Below are 23,209 nucleotides of genomic sequence, written 5' to 3'. Positions count from 1 at the left end.
GCCAGCGTCGGCTGGTAACCCACTGCAGAGGGGATACGACCCAGAAGTGCAGAGACTTCAGAACCGGCCTGCGTAAAGCGGAAGATGTTGTCCACGAAGAACAGCACGTCCTGACCTTCTTCGTCACGGAAGTACTCAGCAAGCGACAGACCCGTCAGGGCGACGCGCGAACGGGCTCCCGGCGGCTCGTTCATCTGGCCATAGACCAGCGCAACCTTGGAACCCTCGGTCGAGCCGTCTTCGGCGATCTTGATGACGCCTGCGTCCTGCATTTCAAAATACAGGTCGTTACCTTCACGCGTACGCTCACCGACACCAGCGAAGACGGACACGCCGCCATGAGCTTTCGCGATGTTGTTGATGAGTTCCTGAATGATGACCGTCTTGCCGACGCCGGCGCCACCGAACAGACCGATCTTACCACCCTTGAGGTACGGGCAGAGCAGATCGACGACCTTAATGCCGGTCACGAGGATCTCGGACGCAGCAGCCTGCTCTTCGAAAGACGGAGCCGGACGATGGATCGGGAAGCGCAGTTCGCTGTGGATCGGGCCACGATCGTCAATGGGCTCGCCAACCACGTTCAGGATACGACCGAGCGTGCCCGGACCAACCGGAACCATGATCTGCGTGCCGGTGTCACGCACTTCAGAGCCGCGAACCAGGCCGTCGGTCGTGTCCATGGCAATGCAGCGAACCTGACGCTCGCCAATTTCCTGGGCAACTTCCAGAACCAGCGTGTGATCGCCATTCTGGACATGCAGGGCGTTCAGGATGAAGGGAAGATCGCCTTCGAACTGCACGTCCACGACGGGGCCGCGCACCTGTGTGACGCGGCCAACCACGTTGTTGGCAGCTCCGGCAGAAGGGGTAAGGGTTTCAGACATCAAATTCGTCTCCTGCGTGATCTCAAACGGCTTCTGCGCCGGAGATGATTTCGATCAGATCGTTGGTGATGTTGGCCTGACGCGTACGGTTATACTTCTGCGACAGACGGTCGATGGCCTTACTGGCGTTGCGGCTGGCATTGTCCATTGCGGTCATGCGCGCGCCTTGCTCGCCAGCAGCACTTTCCAGCAGAGCCGAGAAAATCTGGACCTGAAGATTGCGCGGCAGAAGCTGCGTCAGAAGCGTCGTCTCGTCCGGCTCGAATTCGTACTGGGCAGTGTCGGCATCGGGAACGGCATTATCGTTCTCTGGAACCGCGAGCGGAACCAGAGGCGCCTGCACTGGAACCTGCGTCATGGCATTGAGGAAGCGGTTATAGACCAGCGTGCAGCGGTCGATGTCGCCCGCTTCCAGCATTGCCGCGATCCGGCTTCCGATGTCGGTAGCCTTGTCGAACCCGACATCCTTGCCTTCGGTTCCGGCCAGACGATCAACGATCATGTCCGGATAGTGACGCACGAGGATATCTGCCCCCTTACGGCCGACCGGCAGAATGCGGACCGTCTTGCCTTCCGATACCAGCGTATCGACCAGCTGACGGGCACTGCGGACGATATTGGCGTTGAAGCCGCCGGCAAGGCCACGGTCAGAGGTCAGCACCACCACAAGATGGGTCTGGTCCTTGCCCGTTCCCGCGAGAAGGCGCGGCAGGCTTGTCGCGTCTTCCCCACGGGTTGCCGTCGCCAGCTCAGCCATCATGCGACGCATGGCGTCGGCATAGGGGCGAGCCGCTTCGGCCTGCATCTGGGCGCGTCGCAGCTTGGAGGCTGCGACCATTTTCATCGCGTTCGTGATCTTGCGCGTCGATTTGACGCCCGTGATCCGTCCACGCAGTTCCTTCAGCGAAGCCATGGGCTATCCTCAGGCCGAAAAGCGCTTGCCGAATGCTTCGAGCAGCTCCTTGAGCTTGCCTTCCGTCTCCGGCTTGATCTGGCGGTCATTACGAATGGCCGTCAGGATATCAGAGCCCGCACCGCGCAGCTCGGACAGGAGAGCGGCTTCGTAGGCCACAACCTTGTCCACGGCGATCGGATCAACATAGCCACGCGTACCGGCGTAAAGAACAACAACCTGTTCTTCGACGGGCAGCGGGGACGTCTCGGGCTGCTTCAGCAGTTCGACCAGACGGGCGCCACGATCAAGCTGCTTGCGCGTTGCGGCATCCAGATCGGAAGCAAACTGCGAGAACGCAGCCATTTCACGATACTGTGCCAGCTCCAGCTTGATCTTGCCGGCAACCTGCTTCATCGCCTTGATCTGGGCAGCAGAGCCCACACGGGACACGGAGCCACCGACGTTCACGGCCGGACGGATACCCTTGTAGAACAGGTCCGTCTCAAGGAAGATCTGACCGTCGGTGATGGAGATCACGTTGGTCGGGATGTAAGCTGCCGTATCACCAGCCTGCGTCTCGATAACCGGCAGGGCCGTCAGGGAGCCGCCGCCATTGGCGTCGGACATCTTGGCCGCACGCTCCAGCAGACGGGAGTGCAGGTAGAACACGTCGCCCGGGAACGCTTCACGAGCCGGCGGACGACGCAGCAGCAGGGACATCTGGCGATAAGCCACAGCCTGCTTGGACAGATCGTCGTAGCACACGAGAGCATGCATGCCATTGTCACGGAAATACTCGCCCATGGCGCAGGCCGTGTACGGTGCGAGATACTGCATCGGAGCCGCATCGGAGGCTGTAGCGGCAACAACGATGGAGTATTCCATCGCGCCATGCTCGGTCAGCGTGCGGACCAGGTTTGCCACCGTGGAGCGCTTTTGGCCGATGGCGACGTAAATGCAGTACAGGGACTTCTTCGGGTCACCTTCGGCATTGACCGGCTTCTGGGCGACAATGGTGTCGATCAGGATCGCGGTCTTGCCCGTCTGGCGGTCACCGATGATCAGCTCACGCTGGCCACGTCCGATGGGGACAAGGGCGTCGATGGCCTTGATGCCCGTCTGCATCGGCTCGCTGACCGACTGGCGCGGCATGATGCCCGGTGCCTTCACTTCGGCGCGGCGGTATTCAACATCCGTCAGCGGGCCACGACCGTCAATCGGGTTGCCCAGACCGTCAACCACGCGTCCGAGCAGGCCCTTGCCGACCGGAACTTCAACCACGGACTTCGTACGCAGGACGGTGTCGCCCTCGCGGATACCGTCGCCGTCGCCGAACAGAACCACACCGACATTATCGGCTTCGAGGTTCAGGGCCATGCCCTTGAGGCCGGTTCCTTCGAACTCGACCATTTCACCGGCCATGACGTTGTTCAGGCCGTAGACGCGGGCGATACCGTCGCCGATGGACAGGACCGTACCTGTCTCGGAAACGGTCTCGACCTGGTCGAACGACGCGATCTGCTGCTTGAGGATGTCCGAAATCTCGGCGGGACGGATATCCATCACGCGGCTCCCTTCATGGCGTTCTGCAGGCGGGTCAGGCGCCCGGCGATCGAAGTGTCAAACAGTGTGGAACCGATCCGTACGGTCATGCCCCCAAGAAGAGCAGCGTCCGTATGTTCGGTCATGGACACGCGGCTGTAGCCGGCTTCGGCCAGTCGGGCCTGAAGCTGGCTGCGCTGCGTGTCGTTAAGAGGCTGTGCGGAGCGGACTTCGGCCACGACTTCGCCACGCAGGGCGGAATCGAGCGCCAGAACACCGTCCAGAATGGATGCAAGATCAGGCAAACGACGATTGTCAGCGATAACGCCAACAAACCGGCGCAGGACGTCTCCAAAGCCGAGCTTCGACATCAGGACATTCGAAACCGTCTGGCCCTGGCGGATGTCTATCCGGGCATCAGCCAGGAATTTCCGCAGGTCATCGCTTTCAGAAATGGCGGTACGCAGCGCCTTCACTTCACCCAAAACATCGGGAAGATTTCCCTGTTCCGAAGCAAGATCATAGAGCGCACGGGCGTAGCGCTGGGCCAAGCCCCCTGTCTGTCCAACCTGCGGCACCTGTGTCACCGTCACACGCGTGTTCCGTCTCACTAAATCCGCCGCAGAGTGCGGCCGGAACCGGCTTATCCGGTCCCTTGCATCAAAACTGTCCGGACCGGGCATAGACGTCCCTGCGCAGGATTCGTCTGAAACCCGGTCCTCCACTTGGGGCCGCCTCTAGCACGCTGTCCCAGCCCTGCGCAACCAAGAGGATCGCAAATAGACCCGTCAGACAGAAGGATCATGACGAGGGTTTGCGTTTTATGCTGCCAAACTGGCATGACGGGCGCTTCACAGCGGCTTTCCGGCGGATTTTTTCCCGACCCGCTGCACGCTCCCGCAGGGTCTTCCGCGCAGGACACTCATCAAGCCCCCATAACCGCAAACAACGGAGATCCGATGTCCATCCACAAGCGCCTTTTTTCCCTACTCGGCGCCCTGTCCGTTCCTGTACTGGGCGCAGCGGCTCATGCGGCATCCATCGAGGACAAACCCTCTTTCCCTACCATTGCATACTGGGACAACTGGACCGACCCGCAGGGGACCACACATCTGACCAAGTGCAAGATGTCGACATTCCATGAGGATTCCCTCACCCCAGATGGCGAGAAGGTGATGCTCAGCAGTTCTCATGACGGACCGACGACCGTGACACTGCGCGTTCAGCCCCCACATTGGAAAAGCGGATGGAGCGAAAGCCACCAGGTCCAGTGGATCGTGCCGCTTTCGGGAATCTATTTCGTCAAGGCCATGGACGGAACCAGCGTCGAACTCAATCCAGGAGACATCCTGCTCAGCGAGGACGTGGCGCCAATCGCTCACGGTTCGGATCCCAAAGGACATTTATCCGGAAATGTTGGTGACACAGCAGTGGCACTTCAGGTTCTCCAGTTTGGAGACGCAAAACCATCGCATATTCCCTGCCAGTGGCAGTGAATGCAGGGATTGAATTTTCTGGAAATCTGGAGCGGGCGAAGGGAATCGAACCCTCCTAAGAAGCTTGGAAGGCTACTGCATTACCACTATGCTACGCCCGCTCGGATTGGGAGTGTGCTTACTCCATCTCCTGTCGAACCCGCAAGAGGGGAAAATCCAAAATAGAAATTCCACAACAAAGATGTTCAGGGCACTTGACTTTTATTCCTGAACATTCTCTTTTGCGGCCACTGTCGCTGGCATGACGTTGCAAGACGCCCTGCTCGACGATAGGGGTGTAGCTCAATTGGCTAGAGCGCCGGTCTCCAAAACCGGAGGTTGAGAGTTCGAGACCCTCCGCCCCTGCCACTCCTTTTCGCCGGATGTCCTCCCCGACACCGGGAACGGGATTTTCACTTGATTCGAGGACGATGGTGTCGGTCAGTACCCGGAAAGACGAGTCGCGCAAACCAGCGCCTCAAAAGAGCGGATCCGGCTTCAATCTGGTCGCTTACGTCCGTGACGTCCGCGCCGAAGCCAAGCGTGTTACGTGGCCGACCCGTCGCAACACCCTGATCACGTCAGGTGCCGTGCTGGCCATGGTAACCGTGACCTGCATCTTCTTCTTCATCGTGGACCAGGTGATCGGCCTCGGCGTCCGCGGACTTTTTGGCGTTGGAGGCTAGGTTCGCACCATGGCGAAGCGTTGGTATGTTGTGCATGTCTATTCTGGATTCGAGAAAAAAATCGCGAGTCATATTCAGGAACAGGCTGCACAGAAGGGCCTCTCCGATCATTTCGAGCAGATCCTTGTTCCTTCCGAGGACGTGACGGAAATGCGCCGCGGCCGTAAGGTCAATGCGGAACGCAAGTTTTTCCCGGGCTATGTTCTCGTCAAGATGGAACTGACGGACGAAGCTTGGCATCTCGTCAAGGACACTCCCAAGGTCACCGGATTCCTCGGAACCCGCAACCGTCCGACCCCCATTACAGCGGCTGAAGCCGACCGCATCATGAAGCAGGCCCAGGAAGGCGTCGAACGCCCCCGTTCCAGCCTGTCTTTCGAAATTGGCGAACAGATTCGCGTGGCCGATGGCCCGTTCACGTCCTTCAGCGGCATGATCGAAGACGTCGACGACGAGCGTCAGCGCCTCAAGGTCAGCGTCTCCATCTTCGGTCGCTCCACACCTGTGGATCTCGACTTCACACAGGTTGAGAAGCTCTGACGCTTCTCATTCTGCTGGTTCTTCCAACAAAAAAGGCTCCCTCTCCGGGAGCCTTTTTTGTTGTTGATGCCTTCTCCTGATTCCCGTCAGTTCGTGACGGGGGGAAGAAGACGGAGCTTTTCAGCGGCCTGATCGGCGATCGCGGCAACACCTTGACTCAGAGCTGCAGTCAATTTTGTCGTATTGGACGCCACGGCATCCTGCGATTGCCAGACGACAGGCGATGTCAGCACGGGACCAATCATCTTCCCCGCCGGATGAACCGACAGCGTGCCCGTCATGAGCGCATGCCCGGCCGAGTCGCCTTCGAAATTCCGGACGGTCAGTTCGACATAGGCCGACGGAGTCGTGCTCACCGCGTCGTTCTCGGCAAAAACAGTCGTGCCCGGCAGGCGCTGGGCCAGATCGCTCACCAGCGTATGACCCACCATGTCCGGAAGTGCCTCGCTCCAGCTAGTGCCTTTGGCGAGGCGCGTCTGATAATCCTCATTCGCCCTTACGATCGTATCACGATCGAGCCGTGCGCTAACAACGGGTGTCCGGACCTCGACAACGACAGGACCGCCCGCCTGCGCCACTCCGGGCACAGGAGCCAGCGTATAGAGCGTCGGATCGCTGCTGCATGCCGCAAGAAGACCTGTCATCCCCAAAGCGCCCATCAGGGACAGGAGACGAAGGCGGGGCGTCGAAGACTGTGTCATGATTCAGTTCCTGCGGCCGGTAATGAGAGCGGAAGGGTGGTGGTCCAAATAATCCGTGAGGAAGCGCAGGGAACGCGACATCCGGGTCAACTGGACGATCATGCCCTGAAGGCTGCGGTGGAAATCCGTATCTCCGCCATAAGAACCCAGAACTGATTGCGCACTGTTCATCGTCGTCTGAAGGCTCTTCATCAGTTCTGGCAGGTTCTGGTTGGCGGTTTTCGTCAGTTTGTTCAAATTCTGGAGCGAATCACGCAGGGCTGCGAGGGACTGCGTAACCTCAGGACTGTTCAAACGGCCATCCGCATGCGCCAGAAGATCGTTCACATGCCCACCGATTTCCGTCAGCGGCATTGCGGCGATCTTGTCGGTAATGGTGGAAACAGACTCCATGATCCCGTCCATGCCACCAGCCTGGCTGGGGAGAACAGCGACATCGCCCTCATAAGTCAGGGTAGTGGCGGATGTGCCCTTGACGAATTGCAGGGCGATCATCGATTCGCCGGTCAGGAAACTGGCGCTCTGAACTGAGGCACGCAGACCTTCGGCAACGAAGGCCTGAAGATATTTCTCGACGGGTGCATCCCTGCTGTTCTCGATCCGGTCATCCCAGTTTGACAGCATGCGCTCGGGCTCAAGCTCCATATCCACGCGGACACGAGGCAATTTCGTCGGACCTTCGAGAAGGAGTCGGACGTCCGTAACGGTGCCGATCTGCAAACCAAACATCGTGACCTGACTGCCGGTCGTCAGACCTTTGACGGACGAGTTGATGTAGGTCACGACCCGCAGGCGCTTGTGATAACGGGCGTTATCGGCGTCCGCTTCGCTGGCATAGAGCTTGAAGACGGAATTGGCGGGAGCATTGGGCAGATCAATAGCAAGGCGTTGCTCGGGCAGACCGAACGCAATACCGCCAGAGAACAGGGCCTGAAGCGATTTAAGCTGAACCTTCAACCCTCCCGCACCAAGGCCGACCTGAACGCCCGAGACGTTCCAGAAACGGCTGTCCGTACGCAGATAGTGGTCATAGGGAGCCTTGACGAACGCCTGAATGACGATCGGACCTCTGCCCCCCGGCGGCATCGTGTAGCCGAGCACTTCGCCCACCTGAAGGTCGCGGAAGAAAACCGGCGAGCCCGGGCCGAGCGAGCCCAACGATGGAGACACCAGCCAGAACGTCTCCCCTGGCTGGTCCGAGCGGACGCCCGGCGGTGATTCCAGTCCCTTGAAGAACTTCTGGTAGTGGCCATCATCCGTACCGGGGTCCAGAGCGATATAGGCGCCAGAGAAAAGCGTATCGAGACCCGTAATGCTGGCGCCGTTGATGCGCGGGCGTACGACCCAGAAACGGGTGTGATCGGTGAGGACATGGGCGCTGTTGGCGTTCATCTGCACGGTGACATCGACATGCTGCATATCGTCACTCAGGGTGATGTCCTGCACAGTGCCGAGCGTCACGGCCTTGTTTTTCACCTGCGTCTGACCGGGCGTAAGACCGTCGGCTGTTTCAAACGTGATGGTGATTTCGGGACCGCGCGTGGCGAAATGCTCCCACGCCAGCCACCCGGCAATAAGGATGGCCACCACCGGGATCAGCAGAATAAGGGAGAAGCGGGTACGGCGTACCGGGGCTTCCTTGGGCGAGACCGGCTGCTCCCCCCGGGTGTTTCGGGAATCGCTCACGCGCGTTCAGGCTCCATGTCGTTTTGGTCAGAAGAAGGCAGCTGCGGAACGGGCGCGGTCGGAGAGTCTGTCTCCGGAGGCGTCCCATTCGCCAGAGGCGGTGCGACCACACCGTTAAGACCGGCTGCATCCCACATGCTGCGGGGATCGAAAAGCTCTGCCGCGAAAATGGTCAGAATCACGACCAGAGCAAAGCACACCATCCCCGGATCAGCCGTGACATTGGCGAGAAAGCCGAAATGCACAACGGCGACGAGGATGGAAATCATGAAGACGTCAATCATCGACCAGCGGCCAATGATAACGACGAGCCGATAGAGCTTCGAAAGGTTGCGCAGATGCCAGCGGGAGCGGAGCCGGGTGCCGATGATCATGATGGTCAGGGCGACGATCTTGAGAACCGGAACCGTGATGCTGGCGAACAGCACCAGCAGGGAAAGCGGCACCATCCCCGCCTTCCACAGCTCGATCACACCACTGATGATGGTGCTAGGCGCACCCTGCCCCACCTTGGTGTACGTCATGACCGGCAGGATATTGGCTGGCAGATAGAACACGACCCCAGCCACCAGAAGGCAAGTGCCCGAGATAAGGCTTTGCGGTTTGCGACGACGCAGAATCTGGCCGCAGCGGGGGCAGTCGCCCATATCCTGTTCCTGCGGCACGGCATGATCAAACGCCAGAACCAGATCGCAGGCATGGCAGGAGAGCATGTTTTCCGCGGGCGGAATAACGCCATTGCGAGCATCCAGATGCGCAACATCCAGAAGATGTCCCTGATGGCCTTCGATCGTGGGACGGATATCGCGGCTGCGCCAGATCCGCTCGGCATCGAACGTCGAATCCACAGCGGCCATACTGAGCATCAAACCACCCAGAAGATAAACGCCAGGCTGAAGGATGACGAGTGCGAGGTCAACGAGCTTGGTGTAGGCCACGAGCACGCCGAGGACATAGACTTCTACCATCGACCAACCGCGCAGGCGATCGTACCAGGTGAGAAGACGCGGGGTCCAATCCGGCATCTGCGAGCGAGAGGCTCCGTACAGGATAGCCGCCATCAGGGCGATGATGACGCCGGGCATAAGCACCGTTACCAGCGCGACGAGAACGCCGATCGCGCCGTAACCCTGATGGCCCAGTTCAATCGGACCGCTCATAAGAGAGACGGTATTTTCGCGCCCATAAACATTCAGCGTCATGAGAGAACTGATGAGGAGAGTCGCGTAAAGCGCGGCGGACGTAATGCAGAAGGCGGCAGGGGCGCCGATCAGGGATGTCTTGCGACGACGGGCAAGCTGACAGCCGCAGCGCAGGCACTCCGCCAGATGACCGGGCTTCAGGCGCGGAACATGCTGGAAAAGGCCGCAGGTCGGGCATTCACGCAGCCCTTCCACCGCGTGGATGGAAGCGTGAGGCTCCTGACTGCGGGAAAAGCTGACGGCGTTGCGCCACAGTCGTTTATGGAAACGGTCAGACATCGGGCTCCTAACCTAGCGCAGGGAGCCGTCTTTTGACAGTCTGCCCTCCTTCGGACAGTCCTCTGCATCGGAATATCGACACTTACCGTAGTCCCATTGCGGGCGAATTGCCCAGAGGATGCCGGTTTTATCGGGAATATTTTGAAAAATCGTGAAGATCCGGAGCTTAAAGCCCTTGCCGTGTCTCCGACAGGCGGGACACGGAACATCAGATTCTGATTTTTAAGAAGACCTTGATGGTGCCGGTGAAGAGATTCGAACTCCCGACCCCATCATTACGAATGACGTGCTCTACCAGCTGAGCTACACCGGCGCACCCATCAAGGTGGCCGCGTTCTAACCGAGCCCTTCGGGGTTGGCAAGCCGGAAAATGCAAAAACCGTTCTGCATCTTCAGTAACCGCGGCCTGTATCGATAACGCCGGTCATGGACTCACCCGCTTCGTAGCGCCGCAGATTGGCCAGAACGACCTCGGCAGCGCTATCCGACTGAGCGGCACTGGCGATATGGGGGGTCAGAAAAATGCGGGGATGATCCCAGAACGGATGCTCGGGCGGCAGCGGTTCGGGCGTCGCGACATCGAGAACCGCCTGTGAAAGCTGACCGCTATCGAGCGCCGGGATCAGATCATCCTGAACCAGATGGCCACCGCGGCCACAGTTGATGACGCACGCACCTTTCGGCAGTTTCGAAAACAGGGCGCTGTTGAGAATGCCCCGCGTGGCCTCCGTCAACGGGACGAGGCAGACCAGAATGTCGGTCTGAGCCAGAAAATCGTCCAGCTCCGCCTCTCCGGCAAAAGATGTCACACCCGCAACTTCCCGGCGGCTGCGGCTCCAGCCCCGGCATTCGTATCCGAAAGAGACGAGCTTCTCCAGAACCGGGCTGCCCAGTTCTCCCATCCCCATGACGCCGACGCGATAAAGCCGCGCAGGCCGGTTGTGCGAACCGCTCCAGACATGCTCCCGCTGCTGGCGGGCGTAGCGGAACATATCCCGGTGGAAGGAAAACACCGCCCACAGGACATATTCGATCATGCCCTCAACCAGACTGTTCTCCACCATACGAATGATCTGCACGCCGGGAGGAATATTGGCGAGATTAAGCTGATCGATCCCTGCGCCCAGCGAGAACAGGACTTCCAGATTGGGAAAAAGCGTGCCGAGATCGTCCGGCGTCTGCCAGGCTGCAAGATAGCGGACTTCTTCTTTCAGGCCGGTTTCGGGCCAGACATGAAACGGCATATCCGGTCGGGCGCTGGCGAATTTCTCTCGCCAGATGGCAGCGCGTTCGGGCGTGTGATGAAAGACGAGCGACATTCTGCGTATTCTCCGGCCGGAAATATGTCCGGAGATGGTCGCGCCATGCGGGATTCGGATCAAGCCCGCCCCCCTGCCCTCACACCTGTTTGTGTAGAGACAAAGACCCGGGGAACGCGTGCCGGGTTCGGACGTAGAGAGGACCGGATCTCATGCAGGAGGGCAGGATCATGCCTCGTGGGGACAAGTCAGCCTATACCGACAAACAGAAGCGCAAAGCAGAGCATATCGAAGAGAGCTACGAAAAGCATGGTGTCTCCGAAAAGGAAGCGGAGCGCCGCGCCTGGGCCACGGTCAACAAGGAAGACGGCGGCGGAAAGAAAAGTGGTTCAGGCCGGAAGAATCATCCGAAATAGAGCTTCCGGATAGAGTTTCCGGCCCGAAAATTACTCAGGCTGCGTCCCAGGCAACACGGGCGGCATCCATGCCCGCACCACGGTTGAGCGCTACGCCTTCGCCAGCCAGAACGGAGTCGAGCGCGGCCAGCGTAAGGAGCACCTTGTCCTTGCGCGCGTTGAGACCCATTGCCCCGATGCGCCAGATTTTCCCGGTCAGCGGACCGAAGGACGAGACGATCTCGATCCCGAAATCGTCTCGCATCAGTTCGCGGATGCGTGCATTGTCCACGCCATCTGGCACCCAGACGCCGGTGACATTGCTCATGCGGGTGGTGTCGTCGCCATAGACCTTCAGCCCCATGGCCCGCAGACCTGCGACCATGGCGCGCCCTGCCCTGACATGACGCGCAACACGGGCCTCCACGCCCTCTTCCAGGACCAGACGCGCCGTCTCGCGCGCGGCATAAAGCATGGAGGTCGCTTCGGTATGATGGTTCATCCGGGCCGGAGACCAATAGTTCATGAGCATCGCCAGATCGAAATAATTCGACTGGATGACAGGCCCACTCCCCTGTTCCTGACCGGTCGCAATCCCCGCTTCGTCGTGACGGCGCTTGAGAATGGCGGCAACGGCACGATCCGAAAGCGTGATCGGCGCGGAACCCGGAGGACCGTTCAGGCATTTCTGAAGCCCTGCCGTAGCGACATCGATGTTCCAGACATCGGTCTCGAACGTCATGCCCCCGAGGGTCGCCGTAGCGTCCACATAGAACAGCACGTCATGCTTGCGGCATATCCGGCCGATTTCTTCGAGCGGCTGGGCGGTCGTGGTGGATGTGTCACCATGCACGCAGGCGACCAGACCCGGCTTGTGTTCGATGATGGCGGCCTCGACGCGGGCCGGGTCAACGACCTCCCCCCACTCCACATCCACCGTGCACGGAATACCGCCACAGCGATGGACGATCTCCGTCAGCAGCAGGCCGAAGCGACCAAAACGCGGAATGACGACCTTCATGCCCGGCGAGACCAGAGACACCAGAGCGGCTTCAATAGCCGATCGGGCCGAACCGTTCACCAGCAGCGTCCAGTGGTTCTTCGTACGGAAGACCTCGCGATACAGGGCCATGACCTCGTCCATATAGGCGGTCATTTCCGGGTCCATCTGGCCGATCACGTCATAGGACATGGCACGCAGGATGCGCGGATGGACATTGGTCGGGCCTGCACCCATCAGCAGACGGGACGGCAGGTCAAGCTGTGCGTAAGTTGAAAGCTGGCTCATGACTGGAACTCCTTGACGAAGGCAAGCAGGGCGCGATGGGCGAGCGCGACGTCTCCCACACGAACAGTTTCATCGGGGTGATGGCTGAGGCCACCGGGGCTGCGGATGAAGAGCATGCCCATCGGACACAGATCGACCATGGCCATGGCATCATGCCCCGCACCGCTGAGAACGCGTTGGGCCGGACGGCCGGTCACGGTCGTCACGGCCCGGGACAAAAGCTCCACCAGTTCAGGCGCGCAGGCGGCCGCAGGCAAAATCTGCGGCATGTCGAACGTGATGCCGACAGCCCGACTGGCCGCGATGGCGCGCAGATCCGCGCGGATGGCGTTCACCATCGCATCTCGCGCCGCGTCGTTTTCGGCGCGCATGTCCAGCGAGAAGCGGACTTCGCCCGGAATAACGTTCGAAGTATTGGGCACAACCTCAACCTGTCCGACCGTGGCAACCTGCGTAGCGCCTCCGGACCGGCCATTGCGTTCAACAGCGAGGATCATTTCAGCCACGGCCGTCAAGGCATCCTGACGCATGGTCATGGGCGTCGTGCCCGCATGGTCGGACTGGCCGGTGACGGTCACCCGGTGGCGGGTCTGGGCGGCGATGGCGGTGACAACACCGATTTCTCCGTCCACGCTTTCGATCGCCGGACCCTGTTCGATATGAGGCTCAATATAAGCGATCAGCTCATCCGGCCGACGAGCGGCTTCGGTCAGGCGCGCCGGGTCGAGACCAGAGCGGAGCATGGCTTCGGCCATGGTCACGCCGGACGCATCCGTCATGTCTTCGGGAATGGATTCAATCAGCCCGGCCATGGCGCGGGAGCAGATCATGGGGGCTGCAAAACGGGACCCCTCTTCATCCCCGAACCCCATGACCTCAATGGCGAATGGCAGGCGAGTGCCCTCTTCCTTCAGGGCGGAGACAAGCTCGATCCCCAGCATGACGCCCAGATTGCCATCAAACGCACCGCCATTACGGACAGTATCGAGATGCGAACCGATCATCAGGGCCGGAGCACCCGGCACAAGACCCTCGTAACGGCCAACAAGGCTCCCGGCAGCGTCCAGACGGGTGCTGAGACCAGCCTCTTCCATCCATTCTGCGACCTGTGCGAGGGTGCGCTGATAGGCAGGACCGAGCCAGAATCGGAACAGACTGCCCGGCGTCTCGCTGAAAGGACCATCCGCGAGAATACGGCACCGCTCGACGGCGCGGGCTCCGTGGGCTGTCATGGGGGCTCCTGTCCGGGGTGATGGGTCAAGCGGGGAAACTTTGCGCTCATAACGGAATCAGATCAAGTTGACCTGCCAATAAATATGGTCCCACATATTGGCATGAAAGATCAGATGCATCTCGATCCGTTCCATCTGCAATCCTTTCTCGCCGTCGCGGAAACGCTGCATTTCACGTCAGCCGCGCAGAGTCAGGGGGTAAGCCAGTCCACCATCAGCCAGCATGTCAGTCGGCTGGAGGAGCAGCTTGGCACGCGCCTGCTGGCCCGAAGCACCAAAAGCGTGCGTCTGACCGGAGACGGCATGGCTCTGATCGGTCTGGCCCGGCAGCTTCTGCAATGCGAGGACAGCATCCTGTCCCGCTTCCGGCAGGACGCACCGCGCGGGACGATCCGGCTGGGCGTGACGGAAGACCTGCTCCTGACACGCTTTCCCGAAATTCTCGGCACATTCCGCGCCTCCCACCCGTCCCTCCAGATCACGCTGACCGTGGGGCTGTCGGCGCATCTCGCCAACCTACTGGAACAGGGGGAGCTGGATGTCTGGTGCGGAATGCGACGCACCAGCGAAACACGCGGACAGAAACTCTGGACCGAAGACATGCGCTGGTACGCGCCCGCAGGCACGGAATTTCCGGCAGAACAGTCCATTCCTCTCGTCACATTCCCCGATGGCAGTGTAACGCGCAGACTGGCGATCGAAACGCTCAACAAGAGCGGAAGGGCGTGGCATCTGGCCTTTACCAGTGGCAGTCTCGGAGCACTTCTGGCCGCTGTCCGGGCGGGATATGGCGTCACCCCGCAGCCCGCGTTTCTGCGAAACGTGGAACATCTGCCGCATTGCACGCCGGGCCTTCTGCCGGACATGCCGCAGGTGGAGTTCATCGCTTCCACCCGCCATCAGACCGCGCAGGGCCCCGAAGACCTGCTGATCCGGACGCTGTGCGCGCATGTCCCGCGCCTTCAGCCCGAACTTGTGTCTCTTTAAGGACAAAACCATGCTCACACCCAACGCTCTTGGCGGAATGGTGACGTCACCACACCATCTGGCAAGTCAGGCGGGGCTGGATGTCCTGCGCGAAGGCGGTACGGCCCTTGAAGCCGTCGTCGCCACGGCGTCCACACTGGCCGTGGTGTATCCACACATGACGGGGCTGGGCGGCGATGCGTTCTGGCTGATCTGCCATCCGGACGGCCGCACCGTGGCGATTGACGCCTGCGGAGCGCTGGCGATGGGTGCCGAACACGCGATCTATACCGAAGCCGGGCACAGCGTCATTCCCTGGCGCGGCGGCCTTGCGGCCAATACGGTTGCAGGCACGGTCTCGGGCTGGGAAACCGCCCTGGAACTAAGCGCCGAACTGCGCGATCCCTTACCGCTGGACCGTCTGCTTCGCGACGCCATCCATTACGCCGAACATGGCCGCGTGGTTTCCGAAAGCGAGGGCGCCCTGCTCGCACAGAAACAGCACGAACTGATGTCGGACCCGACACTGGCGCGGATCTGCTTCCCCGAAGGCAAACCCTGGACAGCAGGAAGCATCCGCAAATCGCCAGAACTGGCCCAGACGCTGCGAATGCTGAACCGGGACGGCTTGCGGAGCTTCTATAACGGTCCGCTCGCGCGTAGTCTGGCAGCGGATCTGGCGGCAGCGGGCAGCCCGGTCCGATCGCTGGACCTGCTGGCGCATCGCGCGGAGGTCAAGGAACCCCTTCAGGCCCAGACGAGCGATGGCACCCTTTACAACACCGCACCTCCCACACAGGGCGTAGCGTCGCTGCTGATCCTTGCACTATCGGATCATCTGAGCCGCGACGACGGGCCAGAGAGCTTTTCACACGTGCACGGGCTGGTCGAGGCAACCAAACAGGCGTTTCTCTATCGCAATCGTCACACGGATGGCAGCGAGCATTCCGAAGCACTGGCGCGGAGCCTGCTCGCCGATCCGGCACGGCGGGAGGCGATGGCAGCGCGGATTTCAATGACCCATGCCATGCCCTGGACGGAACAGACGCAATGGGGCGACACGACATGGATGGGCGCGATCGACCGCAATGGCGTGGCGGTCAGCATGATCCAGAGCCTGTATTTCGAGTTCGGCTCCGGCGTGATGCTTCCGCAGAGCGGGCTGTTCTGGCAGAACCGAGGCTCGTCCTTCCGTCTGGCCCATTCGGGCTGGAACATCCTGTGCCCCGGCGCCAAACCGTTTCATACGCTCAATCCGGCCGCAGCCCGGCTGCGGGACGGACGCACGATGGTTTACGGCACCATGGGCGGCGAAGGCCAGCCCCAGACACAAGCCGCGGTCTTCAGCCGTCACGTCCGCCACGGCGTTCCACTTCAGGAGGCCATCCGCCGTCCGCGCTGGCTATTGGGGCGGACATGGGGAGAAGAGAGCCTGTCGCTCAAGGTGGAGCCGGGCTTCAGCCCGGATGTCATGTCGCAGCTTGAAGAGGCCGGGCATGTCGTCGAGGCGCTTGAAGAGCAATCCATCATCATGGGTCATGCCGGTGCGCTGGTCCGTCACGAAAACGGGCGGCTCGAAGGTGCGACCGATCCCCGGAGCGACGGAGCCGTTGCAGCATGGTGAAGTCTTTTGCGGAAAGCCTGTTCGCGCAGGTCGTGCTGGCGACGGTGCTGGGGCTTGGGGCGGGGCTGTTCTGCCCTTTTCTTGCGGATGACGTGGGCTGGATGACGGCACTGTTCATGCGCCTCATCATCATGGCGGTTGGCCCGCTGCTGTTCTGTATCGTAACACTCGGCATTCTGGGTGCGGGCTCCCTCAAGACGGTGGGGCGGCTCGGCGGATGCGCGATGCTCTATTTCGAACTCATGACCACAGTCGCGCTTGTCGTGGCAGTCGTGGTGGCGATGGGGCTGGGAATCGGACAGGGCGTGGACTTCGTCGCCACAGCCAATGACGCACGGATGATCGCCTCCTATGGTGGCCACGCCCAGAACCTGCGCGCGGAAGGCTTCAGCGGCTTCCTGCTCTCACTCGTCCCGCACACCCCGGCCGAAGCCTTTGCACAGGGCAATGTTCTTCAGATCCTTGTCTTCGCGATTCTTGTCGGATGCTGCCTGAGCGGCATGGGAGACCGCGGCCTACCGCTGGTCCGACTGATCGAAAGCGTGTCCGACCTGTTTTCACGCATGATGGGCCTCATCATCCGCGTGGCTCCACTCGGCGTCTTCGGAGCAATGGTGACGACGACGGCACGATATGGCCTCGGAACGATCGGGCATCTGGCCGGATTTACAGTCCTGTATTTCCTGCTGGTCGGCGCATTTGTCGTCTGCGCACTGGGCGGGGGCCTTCGGCTCGCAGGCGTACACCCTTTGCGATTTGCACGATATTTCCGTGAAGAGCTGCTGATCGTCGCCACCACCACGGCGTCAGATGCGGTTCTGCCCAGCCTCATGACCAAGCTCGAAAAACTGGGCGTCGAGCGGCAGGTCGTCGGAATTGTGGTGCCTGCGGGCTATTCGCTCAATCTGGATGCGCTATCGATCTATCTGGGGCTGGCGGTCATTTTTCTGGCCAATGCCACCGGCACGCCTCTGACATTCTGGCAGATCGCAACCCTGCTGGTGACGGCACTGATCACGTCCAAAGGCGCCCACGGCATTCCGGGTTTTGCGATCGTCGTTCTGGCGGCAACGCTGGCAAGCGTTCCCTCCATTCCACCCGGCAGCCTAGTGATGCTGCTGGCCGTGGACTGGTTTGTGGGAATCGCCCGGGCTGTCGGCAATTTCGCTGGAAACTGCGTGGCCCCGGTCCTGATCGCCGCGTGGGAAAAACGCCTCGACCATGCCGCCATGGCCGAGGCGCTGAAACAACCCTGAGTCAGATTAGACGGGCTTCAGCCAGCCCGTCCGTTTCCAGCTTCTCCGCCAGCGCGAAAAGCTGGTCCTCGCGCCCCGGACGCGCGATGAGCTGCGCGCCGAGCGGCAGGCCCGGAACCGCCATCGGAACCGTCAGAACCGGGAAACCAGCCAACGTCAGCGGCTGCGTATACAGCCCGAGATTGGCGCGGGCGGAGACCATCCTGCCCCCGATTTCGATTTCAGGCTGATCGAAGCGCGGCGCTTCCCCGACAAGCGCGGGAGCCAGCAGCATGTCGGTCTTTGCGAACGCCTCGTGCATCTGGTCCCGGAACCAGTGCCGCAGGCGATGGGCCTGAAAAACGAGCGTGGAGGGCAGAAGCGCACCGGCCAGCAGACGGTCGCGCACGGCGGGATCATATTCCGCAGCCCGTGTCCGCAGCCGCCCGAGATGCTGCCCCGCCCCTTCGGACGCACTGATAACGAAGGCCGCTGCCCGCGCCCGCGCCACGTCCGGCAGTTCAACCACATCCGTCGCCCCGAGCGCCATCGAGAGCCTATCGATGGCCGTCTGCATCGGAGGAGACATGTTTTCACCGAACCAACCGCCAAGCCGGGCAATCCGCAGGCTGCCCGGCTCCACAGCCGGAAGCGCCTTGGCGCTGAGAGCCTCAAAACAAGCCTTCAGCCCGCCTGCACTGTCCGCAAACGGGCCGACCGTATCGAGACTCGGCACGAACGGGTAGCTGCCTTCGGCCGAGAGGAGCCCTTGCGTCGCCCGCAGGCCCCAGATACCGCAGAGCGAGGACGGAACGCGGATCGAGCCATTCGTATCGGACCCCAGCCCGATGGAGAACAGCCGCGCCGCTACGCCCGCAGCAGACCCACCCGAGGAACCTCCCGCCAGGCGGTTCGGCGCATGCGGATTGCGGGTATTGCCGTAATGCGCGTTGATCGTGGCGAACCCGTAGGCGAACTCGTCCATGTTCGTCAGAGCAACTGGGATGGCCCCGGCCGCGATCATATGCGCGACGAGCACCGCGTCCTGCGTGGCGGGCGGATCATTGGCGAGGACCTTGGACCCCGCCGTCGTGATCTCTCCACGAACATCGAACAGATCCTTGATACCAAAAGGCACACCCGCGAGCGGTCCAGGGTCCTGCCCCTGAAGCACCAGACGGTCCACGCGTTCGGCGGCCTCCAGCGCGCGCTGCATCAGAAGACGCGTGACGCAGCCATAGGCCCCATCCCGGCTTTCGATATCAGCCAGAACCTTCAGCGCGAGTTCACGGGCGGAAATCTCGCCTTTGCGAACGCTGGCGGCGAGCGCGACGGTGCGCTGCTGAAGGCCGCTCATGGCTCGTACCGGAATGCAGGTTCAAGGCGATCAGGCAGTTCCAGCCTTTCGATCAGCGCACCATAACTGCGCAAAAGATCCAGATTGCTCCGCACACCTGCATGGAACTCGACCGGAATAACCAGCCCGTTCGCTTTAGCGAGCACCATGATTTCAGTGTCATGAGGATCTGTCATCATACGAACTCCGGTTTTGCGAAGAAAATGGTAGTTGCTGATTACGCCGCAGGGTCTCAGGTCGTGATGCGATAACGCCAGTCATTGAGAACCGTTACCAGCGTCTCGCTCCACGGAATCCGTACGGACCAGTCCAATGCCTCACGCGCCGCCGCCGGATTACCCTGCATGGACGCAAGACCGGACGGCGAGGCAAGAGTCGGGTCTACCCTGAGCGAAGCCGAAATCCCGGCCACGTCCAGCAGATCCTCCGCCATCGAACGAACGGTCCGCGTCACGCCGGAGCAGATGTTCAGAGCCGTCCCATTGGGAAGCGGTCGGGGCGGAACGAGCGCCGCAATATAGGCGTCGCAGGCATCGCGCACATCGGTGACGTCAAACCCGGCATCCAGTTGGCCAACGCTAATGACGGGAGGCTGCTGGCCAGCCTCGATCCGCGCAACCTGTGCGGCAAGAAACGGGAGAATGGCCCCTTCATCCTGCCCCGTTCCGGCCTGCGTAAAAGCGCGCAGGCGTATGCCGTGCAATCCTTCCCGACTCAGATTGCCGACCGCCAGATCCGCTGCTGCCTTGCTGGACGCATAGGCATTGACCGGCGCGATAACGGCGCTCTCATCAAGCGGCTGCCCTGATGAAAAACTCGCGCCATAGATCTCAGCCGTCGAAACGAACACAAAACTGGCCTGCGAGGCGTAAGTCTCGAAAGTCTCGGCCAGAATGAGCGTCCCATCCAGATTGACGGTCCATGCGTCGTCAGCCCCGGCCTCGGCGCGTGCAACCGAAGAGACGGCAGCCAGATGCAGACAGGCATCGGGCTTTTCGTTGCGGACAAAACGTTCGACGGCAGCCCGGTCGCGGATATCCATCGGATCTTCCAGCAGGACATGACCGGGCAGACGATCCTGAAGCCGCGCCTTGAGATGCTGTCCAACAAATCCCTGTCCACCCGTCAGCAGAATCCGCAATCCCATGTCAGGACCCATGAGCGAACACGCTGTTCGCAACAGAAAGGGCGAAAATAATCAACATGGGGCATTCTCCCTGCAGGATGGCCCGGACTGGCTGAATGTCATTCCGAACCCGACTGTTTTCGGCCACATCCGGGAACAGGGCAAGAGAACATCAAAAACAGATGGCCTTATGATCGGAAACCGGCATCCACCAAGTCTTCCAATGCGTGACAATCCGGCCGTCTTAACAGGTTTTTTACCGCTGACGTGTTTGCTTGAGACCATACGGAACTGATGGATCTCAACTTTCCCATGCGGCACCACTTTCGATATTCTGTGCGTACTCTGGGGCTGCTTGGCCTTTTGCCGATCCTGTCAGCCTGTAACTCCCTTGCGCAAATGTCCGAAATCGGACGACCACCCCGCATGACATCCATCACCAATCCAACGCTTGCGGCCGCTTATCGCCCTGTCAGTATGCCGATGCCATCCCTTCAGCCCCCCCCTGATGAGGCGGCAAGTCTATGGCGATCCGGCAGCAAGGCGTTCTTCAAGGATCAACGCGCCTCGCAGGTCGGAGATCTGGTCACGATCATCGTGGACATCACCGACAACGCCGCCTTCAACAATGGGACAACAGCCAATAGGGCCGCTGACGAGAAGTTTGGTATTCCCAATCTGTTCGGTATCAAGGGCAAGATCATCAGTGCAATCACCGGTGCAGACAGCCTGAATACCACCAGCAGCAGCGATTCCAGCGCGACAGGCAAAATCGCACGCAACGAAACCATCACGCTGCGCCTAGCCGGAACCATCACTCAGGTCCTACCCAATGGCAATTTTGTCGTGATGGGCAAACAGGAAGTCCGGGTGAACAGCGAACTGCGCGAACTGGGCGTGAGCGGCATTGTCCGCCCCCAGGATATCACAGCCGACAATACGGTCACGCATGATCGAATGGCCGAAGCACGGATTTCCTACGGAGGGCGCGGGACCCTCACGCAACTTCAGACGCCGCGCTACGGACAGCAGTTCATGGACACGGTCCTGCCATTCTGAACAAAAAAAGCCGGGGATAGACCCCGGCTTTTTCTTTAGTCGAAAAGTCGTGTCTTACTTCACAGGACGCGACAGCAGCAGCGACCAGAGTTCCGCCACATCACGAGCAGCTCCGTTTCCAGAAACAGCTTCAAAGGTCTTGATGGCTCCGGCCTTCTGACCACCATCCATCTGCGCCATTCCGTATTCGACCTGTGCCAGATCGGGATAACGCGGTTTTTTCGCCAGACCGGCCTTCATCAGCGCCAGACCAGCATCAACCTGTCCATTCAGAACCTGATTGTAGCCCGCGGTCAGAGCCGGACCTGCATTCGGCGCAGAAGCGGCCTGCGTGACGGCAGCAGCAAGCTGGCTCCGGCTCGTAGCTGCCTGCTGGGCGACAAACGCATGGAACTTCGCATCAGCGGCAGCAGTCGGGCCGTTGCCAAGCGAGTGGTTGGCATAGCCCTGATTCAACAGGTTCAGCGCAAGCTGGGGCAGACCCATCTGCACGGCACGCTCGGCCATGTCCTGATAGTCGGACGGATCCTTCAACACGCCGGTCGCAAGACGCAGACGCTCAACATAAAACACGAGCGGCGGCGAAAGATTTGGGTTCGCGACCAGATCATGGATCAGCATCGACCAGTAATCAGGCTTCGAATAATACTTGGCCAGAAGGACATAGGCATGCGTCTTGGCGTCCGCATCCTTCAGGTTCGTATAGGCCGTCGCCAGCATCTGAAGCTGATTTTCGGCCGGTACCTTGCCAGCCTTGATCGTGGCATCCACCTGCTCCTGCGCGGCCTTGGCCGTACCTTTCCAGTCCTGCTGCAAATAGTAGCACTGGATCAGCATGGTCTGCATGCGCGGGTCGGCGCCGTATTCCTTCAGATAACGCTCGGTCGCCGGAATGGCGCGGGCGTACTGCTTGGCACCGTAGGCCATGGTAGCCTGTGCCATCAGCATCTGGCCCTTCGCGGCCTTCGGCGTACGCGAGCTGTTGATCAGAACGTCATAGGCCTTGATCGCCGCATCCGTGTTGCCGGACTGTGCAGCGATCGCCGCGCGCATCTGGGCCGTGGTGTAGGCTTCGTAATCGGTCTTGCCCTTAACCGCGTCCGCGGCATCGACGGCTTCCATGGCCTTGGCATAGTTTTTGGATGCCAGAGCACTCTGGGCCTGCTGCAGATCCTTGCCAACGGCCTGGCCGAGAACGTCGTCGGCATGGGCGGAGCCAGCAAGTGCGGCGATACCAAAGACACCGGCCAGCAGAAGATTACGGGCGCTCAGACGGCGGTAAAGGGACAAAGACACGAATTACTGTCCTTCCATGAACTGATCCAGACCAACAATTCCCAGCTTGGTCATGCCGAGACGCTGTGCGTCTGCCATAACATGCGCCACGGTCTTGTAGTCCGCAAGACGATCCGGGTGGATATGCATTTCAGGCTGGTCCGGCATTGCTGCTGCGGCCTGAAAATGAGCCTGAAGCGACGCCTCGGACGTAATCGGCTCGTTGTTCCAGGAAATGCTGTTGTCGTAGCCGATGCTGACGGTCACGAGTTTGGGTTGTACGGTCGATGGGGGAGGATTGCCCTGAGGCAGATCGATCGCCACCGAGTGTGTCTGAAGCGGAATGGTGATGATCAGCATGATCAGCAGCACCAGCATCACGTCGATCAACGGCGTGGTGTTGATATCGACAATGCCTTCGTCTTCGTGCGTGCTGTCAGATCCGACGCTCATGCCCATGACGGCGGTTCTCCAAAAAGGTGACGTGAAAGCTTTGTCGG

At 60.6% G+C, this 23,209-nt stretch carries 24 protein-coding genes and 3 tRNA genes (1 of these 27 only partly in view); 10 read left to right on the top strand and 17 right to left on the bottom strand.

Annotation, left to right across the window (positions count from 1 at the left end; genetic code table 11):
- The 4 genes in view from atpD to atpH are tightly spaced (at most 22 nt apart) and all read right to left on the bottom strand, a layout consistent with a single transcriptional unit that may run on beyond the window.
- On the bottom strand, positions 1 to 887 hold the 5' portion of the coding sequence (gene atpD / locus ABDK74_RS10260) for a F0F1 ATP synthase subunit beta (RefSeq protein WP_346003715.1). It extends 577 nt beyond the left edge of the window; 887 of the gene's 1,464 nt are visible here — the first part of the coding sequence; it begins with the start codon at positions 885 to 887; the stop codon falls past the left edge of the window.
- A 22-nt stretch (positions 888 to 909) separates the two neighbouring features.
- A complete protein-coding gene (locus ABDK74_RS10255; protein ID WP_346003714.1) occupies positions 910 to 1,800 on the bottom strand; it encodes a F0F1 ATP synthase subunit gamma in 891 nt (296 codons plus the stop codon).
- Between the two features lie 9 nt (positions 1,801 to 1,809).
- Entirely contained in the window at positions 1,810 to 3,345 is a 1,536-nt protein-coding gene (gene atpA, locus ABDK74_RS10250) for a F0F1 ATP synthase subunit alpha (protein WP_062028188.1), read from the bottom strand.
- Positions 3,345 to 3,917: an ATP synthase F1 subunit delta gene (gene atpH, locus ABDK74_RS10245; RefSeq protein WP_346003713.1), complete on the bottom strand. Its 573-nt coding sequence runs from the start codon at positions 3,915 to 3,917 to the stop codon at positions 3,345 to 3,347. The genes atpA and atpH overlap by 1 nt, the downstream gene beginning before the upstream one ends.
- Positions 3,918 to 4,283: 366 nt before the next feature.
- Between atpH and ABDK74_RS10240 the strand changes: the two genes are divergently transcribed.
- Positions 4,284 to 4,820: a hypothetical protein gene (locus tag ABDK74_RS10240; RefSeq protein WP_194255693.1), complete on the top strand. Its 537-nt coding sequence runs from the start codon at positions 4,284 to 4,286 to the stop codon at positions 4,818 to 4,820.
- Between the two features lie 27 nt (positions 4,821 to 4,847).
- Here the strand turns inward: ABDK74_RS10240 and ABDK74_RS10235 are convergent.
- Positions 4,848 to 4,921: transfer RNA gene (locus ABDK74_RS10235), tRNA-Gly, on the bottom strand.
- 170 nt (positions 4,922 to 5,091) lie between these two features.
- On the opposite strand from ABDK74_RS10235, the gene ABDK74_RS10230 reads away from it, so the two are divergent.
- From ABDK74_RS10230 to nusG, 3 genes are all read left to right on the top strand, one after another.
- A tRNA-Trp gene (locus ABDK74_RS10230) sits at positions 5,092 to 5,168 on the top strand.
- A gap of 62 nt (positions 5,169 to 5,230) precedes the next feature.
- Positions 5,231 to 5,485 (top strand): preprotein translocase subunit SecE, encoded by a 255-nt coding sequence (gene secE / locus ABDK74_RS10225; RefSeq protein ID WP_228121365.1) that lies wholly within the window; start codon positions 5,231 to 5,233, stop codon positions 5,483 to 5,485.
- 9 nt (positions 5,486 to 5,494) lie between these two features.
- Complete coding sequence (gene nusG, locus ABDK74_RS10220) at positions 5,495 to 6,025, top strand: transcription termination/antitermination protein NusG (RefSeq protein ID WP_099286087.1); 531 nt, start codon at positions 5,495 to 5,497, stop codon at positions 6,023 to 6,025.
- A gap of 86 nt (positions 6,026 to 6,111) precedes the next feature.
- On the opposite strand, the gene ABDK74_RS10215 is transcribed toward nusG, so the two are convergent.
- The 5 genes from ABDK74_RS10215 to ABDK74_RS10195 form a co-directional block, all read right to left on the bottom strand.
- Positions 6,112 to 6,726 (bottom strand): PqiC family protein, encoded by a 615-nt coding sequence (locus ABDK74_RS10215; RefSeq protein WP_346003712.1) that lies wholly within the window; start codon positions 6,724 to 6,726, stop codon positions 6,112 to 6,114.
- Positions 6,727 to 6,729: 3 nt separating this feature from the next.
- On the bottom strand, positions 6,730 to 8,412 hold the full coding sequence (locus ABDK74_RS10210) for an MlaD family protein (RefSeq protein ID WP_194255695.1): 1,683 nt from the start codon (positions 8,410 to 8,412) through the stop codon (positions 6,730 to 6,732).
- Positions 8,409 to 9,893: a paraquat-inducible protein A gene (locus ABDK74_RS10205; RefSeq protein ID WP_346003711.1), complete on the bottom strand. Its 1,485-nt coding sequence runs from the start codon at positions 9,891 to 9,893 to the stop codon at positions 8,409 to 8,411. Before ABDK74_RS10205 ends, ABDK74_RS10210 begins: the two co-directional genes overlap by 4 nt.
- A 237-nt stretch (positions 9,894 to 10,130) precedes the next feature.
- Positions 10,131 to 10,206, bottom strand: a tRNA-Thr gene (locus tag ABDK74_RS10200).
- 79 nt (positions 10,207 to 10,285) lie between these two features.
- Positions 10,286 to 11,212, bottom strand: a complete 927-nt coding sequence (locus ABDK74_RS10195; RefSeq protein WP_346003710.1) for a glyoxylate/hydroxypyruvate reductase A — start codon at positions 11,210 to 11,212, stop codon at positions 10,286 to 10,288.
- Positions 11,213 to 11,382: 170 nt separating this feature from the next.
- Here ABDK74_RS10195 and ABDK74_RS10190 point away from each other — a divergent pair, with 170 nt between their 5' ends.
- Positions 11,383 to 11,568, top strand: a complete 186-nt coding sequence (locus ABDK74_RS10190; protein ID WP_408874513.1) for a hypothetical protein — start codon at positions 11,383 to 11,385, stop codon at positions 11,566 to 11,568.
- Positions 11,569 to 11,602: 34 nt separating this feature from the next.
- On the opposite strand, the gene ABDK74_RS10185 is transcribed toward ABDK74_RS10190, so the two are convergent.
- Positions 11,603 to 12,835, bottom strand: a complete 1,233-nt coding sequence (locus tag ABDK74_RS10185) for an alanine--glyoxylate aminotransferase family protein (protein WP_346003709.1) — start codon at positions 12,833 to 12,835, stop codon at positions 11,603 to 11,605.
- The gene (locus tag ABDK74_RS10180; RefSeq protein WP_346003708.1) at positions 12,832 to 14,067 is read right to left on the bottom strand and encodes an allantoate amidohydrolase; all 1,236 of its coding nucleotides are present in this window, start codon (positions 14,065 to 14,067) and stop codon (positions 12,832 to 12,834) included. Before ABDK74_RS10180 ends, ABDK74_RS10185 begins: the two co-directional genes overlap by 4 nt.
- Positions 14,068 to 14,169: 102 nt before the next feature.
- On the opposite strand from ABDK74_RS10180, the gene ABDK74_RS10175 reads away from it, so the two are divergent.
- Genes ABDK74_RS10175 through ABDK74_RS10165 form a run of 3 tightly spaced genes read left to right on the top strand, consistent with a single transcriptional unit; the run spans position 14,170 to position 17,913 of the window.
- Positions 14,170 to 15,054 (top strand): LysR family transcriptional regulator, encoded by an 885-nt coding sequence (locus ABDK74_RS10175; RefSeq protein ID WP_346003707.1) that lies wholly within the window; start codon positions 14,170 to 14,172, stop codon positions 15,052 to 15,054.
- A 10-nt stretch (positions 15,055 to 15,064) separates the two neighbouring features.
- Complete coding sequence (locus tag ABDK74_RS10170; protein WP_346003706.1) at positions 15,065 to 16,657, top strand: gamma-glutamyltransferase family protein; 1,593 nt, start codon at positions 15,065 to 15,067, stop codon at positions 16,655 to 16,657.
- Positions 16,651 to 17,913, top strand: a complete 1,263-nt coding sequence (locus tag ABDK74_RS10165; protein WP_346003705.1) for a cation:dicarboxylate symporter family transporter — start codon at positions 16,651 to 16,653, stop codon at positions 17,911 to 17,913. Before ABDK74_RS10170 ends, ABDK74_RS10165 begins: the two co-directional genes overlap by 7 nt.
- A 1-nt stretch (position 17,914) precedes the next feature.
- Here ABDK74_RS10165 and ABDK74_RS10160 read toward each other — a convergent pair whose 3' ends face one another.
- Genes ABDK74_RS10160 through ABDK74_RS10150 form a run of 3 tightly spaced genes read right to left on the bottom strand, consistent with a single transcriptional unit; the run spans position 17,915 to position 20,396 of the window.
- A complete protein-coding gene (locus ABDK74_RS10160; RefSeq protein WP_346003704.1) occupies positions 17,915 to 19,249 on the bottom strand; it encodes an AtzE family amidohydrolase in 1,335 nt (444 codons plus the stop codon).
- Positions 19,246 to 19,428, bottom strand: a complete 183-nt coding sequence (locus tag ABDK74_RS10155) for an AtzG-like protein (protein WP_346003703.1) — start codon at positions 19,426 to 19,428, stop codon at positions 19,246 to 19,248. The genes ABDK74_RS10160 and ABDK74_RS10155 overlap by 4 nt, the downstream gene beginning before the upstream one ends.
- 53 nt (positions 19,429 to 19,481) lie before the next feature.
- Positions 19,482 to 20,396, bottom strand: a complete 915-nt coding sequence (locus ABDK74_RS10150; protein ID WP_346003702.1) for an NAD-dependent epimerase/dehydratase family protein — start codon at positions 20,394 to 20,396, stop codon at positions 19,482 to 19,484.
- 10 nt (positions 20,397 to 20,406) lie between these two features.
- Between ABDK74_RS10150 and ABDK74_RS10145 the strand changes: the two genes are divergently transcribed.
- Positions 20,407 to 20,670: a hypothetical protein gene (locus ABDK74_RS10145; protein WP_346003701.1), complete on the top strand. Its 264-nt coding sequence runs from the start codon at positions 20,407 to 20,409 to the stop codon at positions 20,668 to 20,670.
- Positions 20,671 to 20,687: 17 nt separating this feature from the next.
- Complete coding sequence (gene flgH, locus ABDK74_RS10140; RefSeq protein ID WP_194255706.1) at positions 20,688 to 21,434, top strand: flagellar basal body L-ring protein FlgH; 747 nt, start codon at positions 20,688 to 20,690, stop codon at positions 21,432 to 21,434.
- Positions 21,435 to 21,488: 54 nt separating this feature from the next.
- Here the strand turns inward: flgH and ABDK74_RS10135 are convergent, their stop codons facing one another.
- Together ABDK74_RS10135 and ABDK74_RS10130 are read right to left on the bottom strand one after the other, a co-directional pair.
- Positions 21,489 to 22,730, bottom strand: a complete 1,242-nt coding sequence (locus ABDK74_RS10135; RefSeq protein WP_346003700.1) for a hypothetical protein — start codon at positions 22,728 to 22,730, stop codon at positions 21,489 to 21,491.
- Between the two features lie 3 nt (positions 22,731 to 22,733).
- Complete coding sequence (locus ABDK74_RS10130; protein ID WP_194255708.1) at positions 22,734 to 23,168, bottom strand: biopolymer transporter ExbD; 435 nt, start codon at positions 23,166 to 23,168, stop codon at positions 22,734 to 22,736.
- Positions 23,169 to 23,209: the final 41 nt, after the last annotated feature.

Origin of the sequence: Gluconobacter sp. OJB, assembly GCF_039638275.1 — a bacterium.
Classification (GTDB): Bacteria; Pseudomonadota; Alphaproteobacteria; order Acetobacterales; family Acetobacteraceae; genus Gluconobacter; species Gluconobacter cerevisiae.
The sequence above is the reverse complement of the archived record's forward strand: the minus strand, read 5'-3'. Positions and strand labels throughout refer to the sequence as shown.

Bases quoted from the DNA above. Each gene is read 5' to 3' on its own strand.
- ABDK74_RS10255 (WP_346003714.1), bottom strand. From the start codon at position 1,800: ATGGCTTCGCTGAAGGAACTGCGTGGACGGATCACGGGCGTCAAATCG.
- atpA (WP_062028188.1), bottom strand. From the start codon at position 3,345: ATGGATATCCGTCCCGCCGAGATTTCGGACATCCTCAAGCAGCAGATC.
- ABDK74_RS10240 (WP_194255693.1), top strand. From the start codon at position 4,284: ATGTCCATCCACAAGCGCCTTTTTTCCCTACTCGGCGCCCTGTCCGTT.
- secE (WP_228121365.1), top strand. From the start codon at position 5,231: ATGGTGTCGGTCAGTACCCGGAAAGACGAGTCGCGCAAACCAGCGCCT.
- nusG (WP_099286087.1), top strand. From the start codon at position 5,495: ATGGCGAAGCGTTGGTATGTTGTGCATGTCTATTCTGGATTCGAGAAA.
- ABDK74_RS10215 (WP_346003712.1), bottom strand. From the start codon at position 6,726: ATGACACAGTCTTCGACGCCCCGCCTTCGTCTCCTGTCCCTGATGGGC.
- ABDK74_RS10205 (WP_346003711.1), bottom strand. From the start codon at position 9,893: ATGTCTGACCGTTTCCATAAACGACTGTGGCGCAACGCCGTCAGCTTT.
- ABDK74_RS10195 (WP_346003710.1), bottom strand. From the start codon at position 11,212: ATGTCGCTCGTCTTTCATCACACGCCCGAACGCGCTGCCATCTGGCGA.
- ABDK74_RS10190 (WP_408874513.1), top strand. From the start codon at position 11,383: ATGCCTCGTGGGGACAAGTCAGCCTATACCGACAAACAGAAGCGCAAA.
- ABDK74_RS10185 (WP_346003709.1), bottom strand. From the start codon at position 12,835: ATGAGCCAGCTTTCAACTTACGCACAGCTTGACCTGCCGTCCCGTCTG.
- ABDK74_RS10180 (WP_346003708.1), bottom strand. From the start codon at position 14,067: ATGACAGCCCACGGAGCCCGCGCCGTCGAGCGGTGCCGTATTCTCGCG.
- ABDK74_RS10175 (WP_346003707.1), top strand. From the start codon at position 14,170: ATGAAAGATCAGATGCATCTCGATCCGTTCCATCTGCAATCCTTTCTC.
- ABDK74_RS10170 (WP_346003706.1), top strand. From the start codon at position 15,065: ATGCTCACACCCAACGCTCTTGGCGGAATGGTGACGTCACCACACCAT.
- ABDK74_RS10165 (WP_346003705.1), top strand. From the start codon at position 16,651: ATGGTGAAGTCTTTTGCGGAAAGCCTGTTCGCGCAGGTCGTGCTGGCG.
- ABDK74_RS10160 (WP_346003704.1), bottom strand. From the start codon at position 19,249: ATGAGCGGCCTTCAGCAGCGCACCGTCGCGCTCGCCGCCAGCGTTCGC.
- ABDK74_RS10155 (WP_346003703.1), bottom strand. From the start codon at position 19,428: ATGATGACAGATCCTCATGACACTGAAATCATGGTGCTCGCTAAAGCG.
- ABDK74_RS10150 (WP_346003702.1), bottom strand. From the start codon at position 20,396: ATGGGATTGCGGATTCTGCTGACGGGTGGACAGGGATTTGTTGGACAG.
- ABDK74_RS10145 (WP_346003701.1), top strand. From the start codon at position 20,407: ATGAGCGAACACGCTGTTCGCAACAGAAAGGGCGAAAATAATCAACAT.
- flgH (WP_194255706.1), top strand. From the start codon at position 20,688: ATGCGGCACCACTTTCGATATTCTGTGCGTACTCTGGGGCTGCTTGGC.
- ABDK74_RS10130 (WP_194255708.1), bottom strand. From the start codon at position 23,168: ATGGGCATGAGCGTCGGATCTGACAGCACGCACGAAGACGAAGGCATT.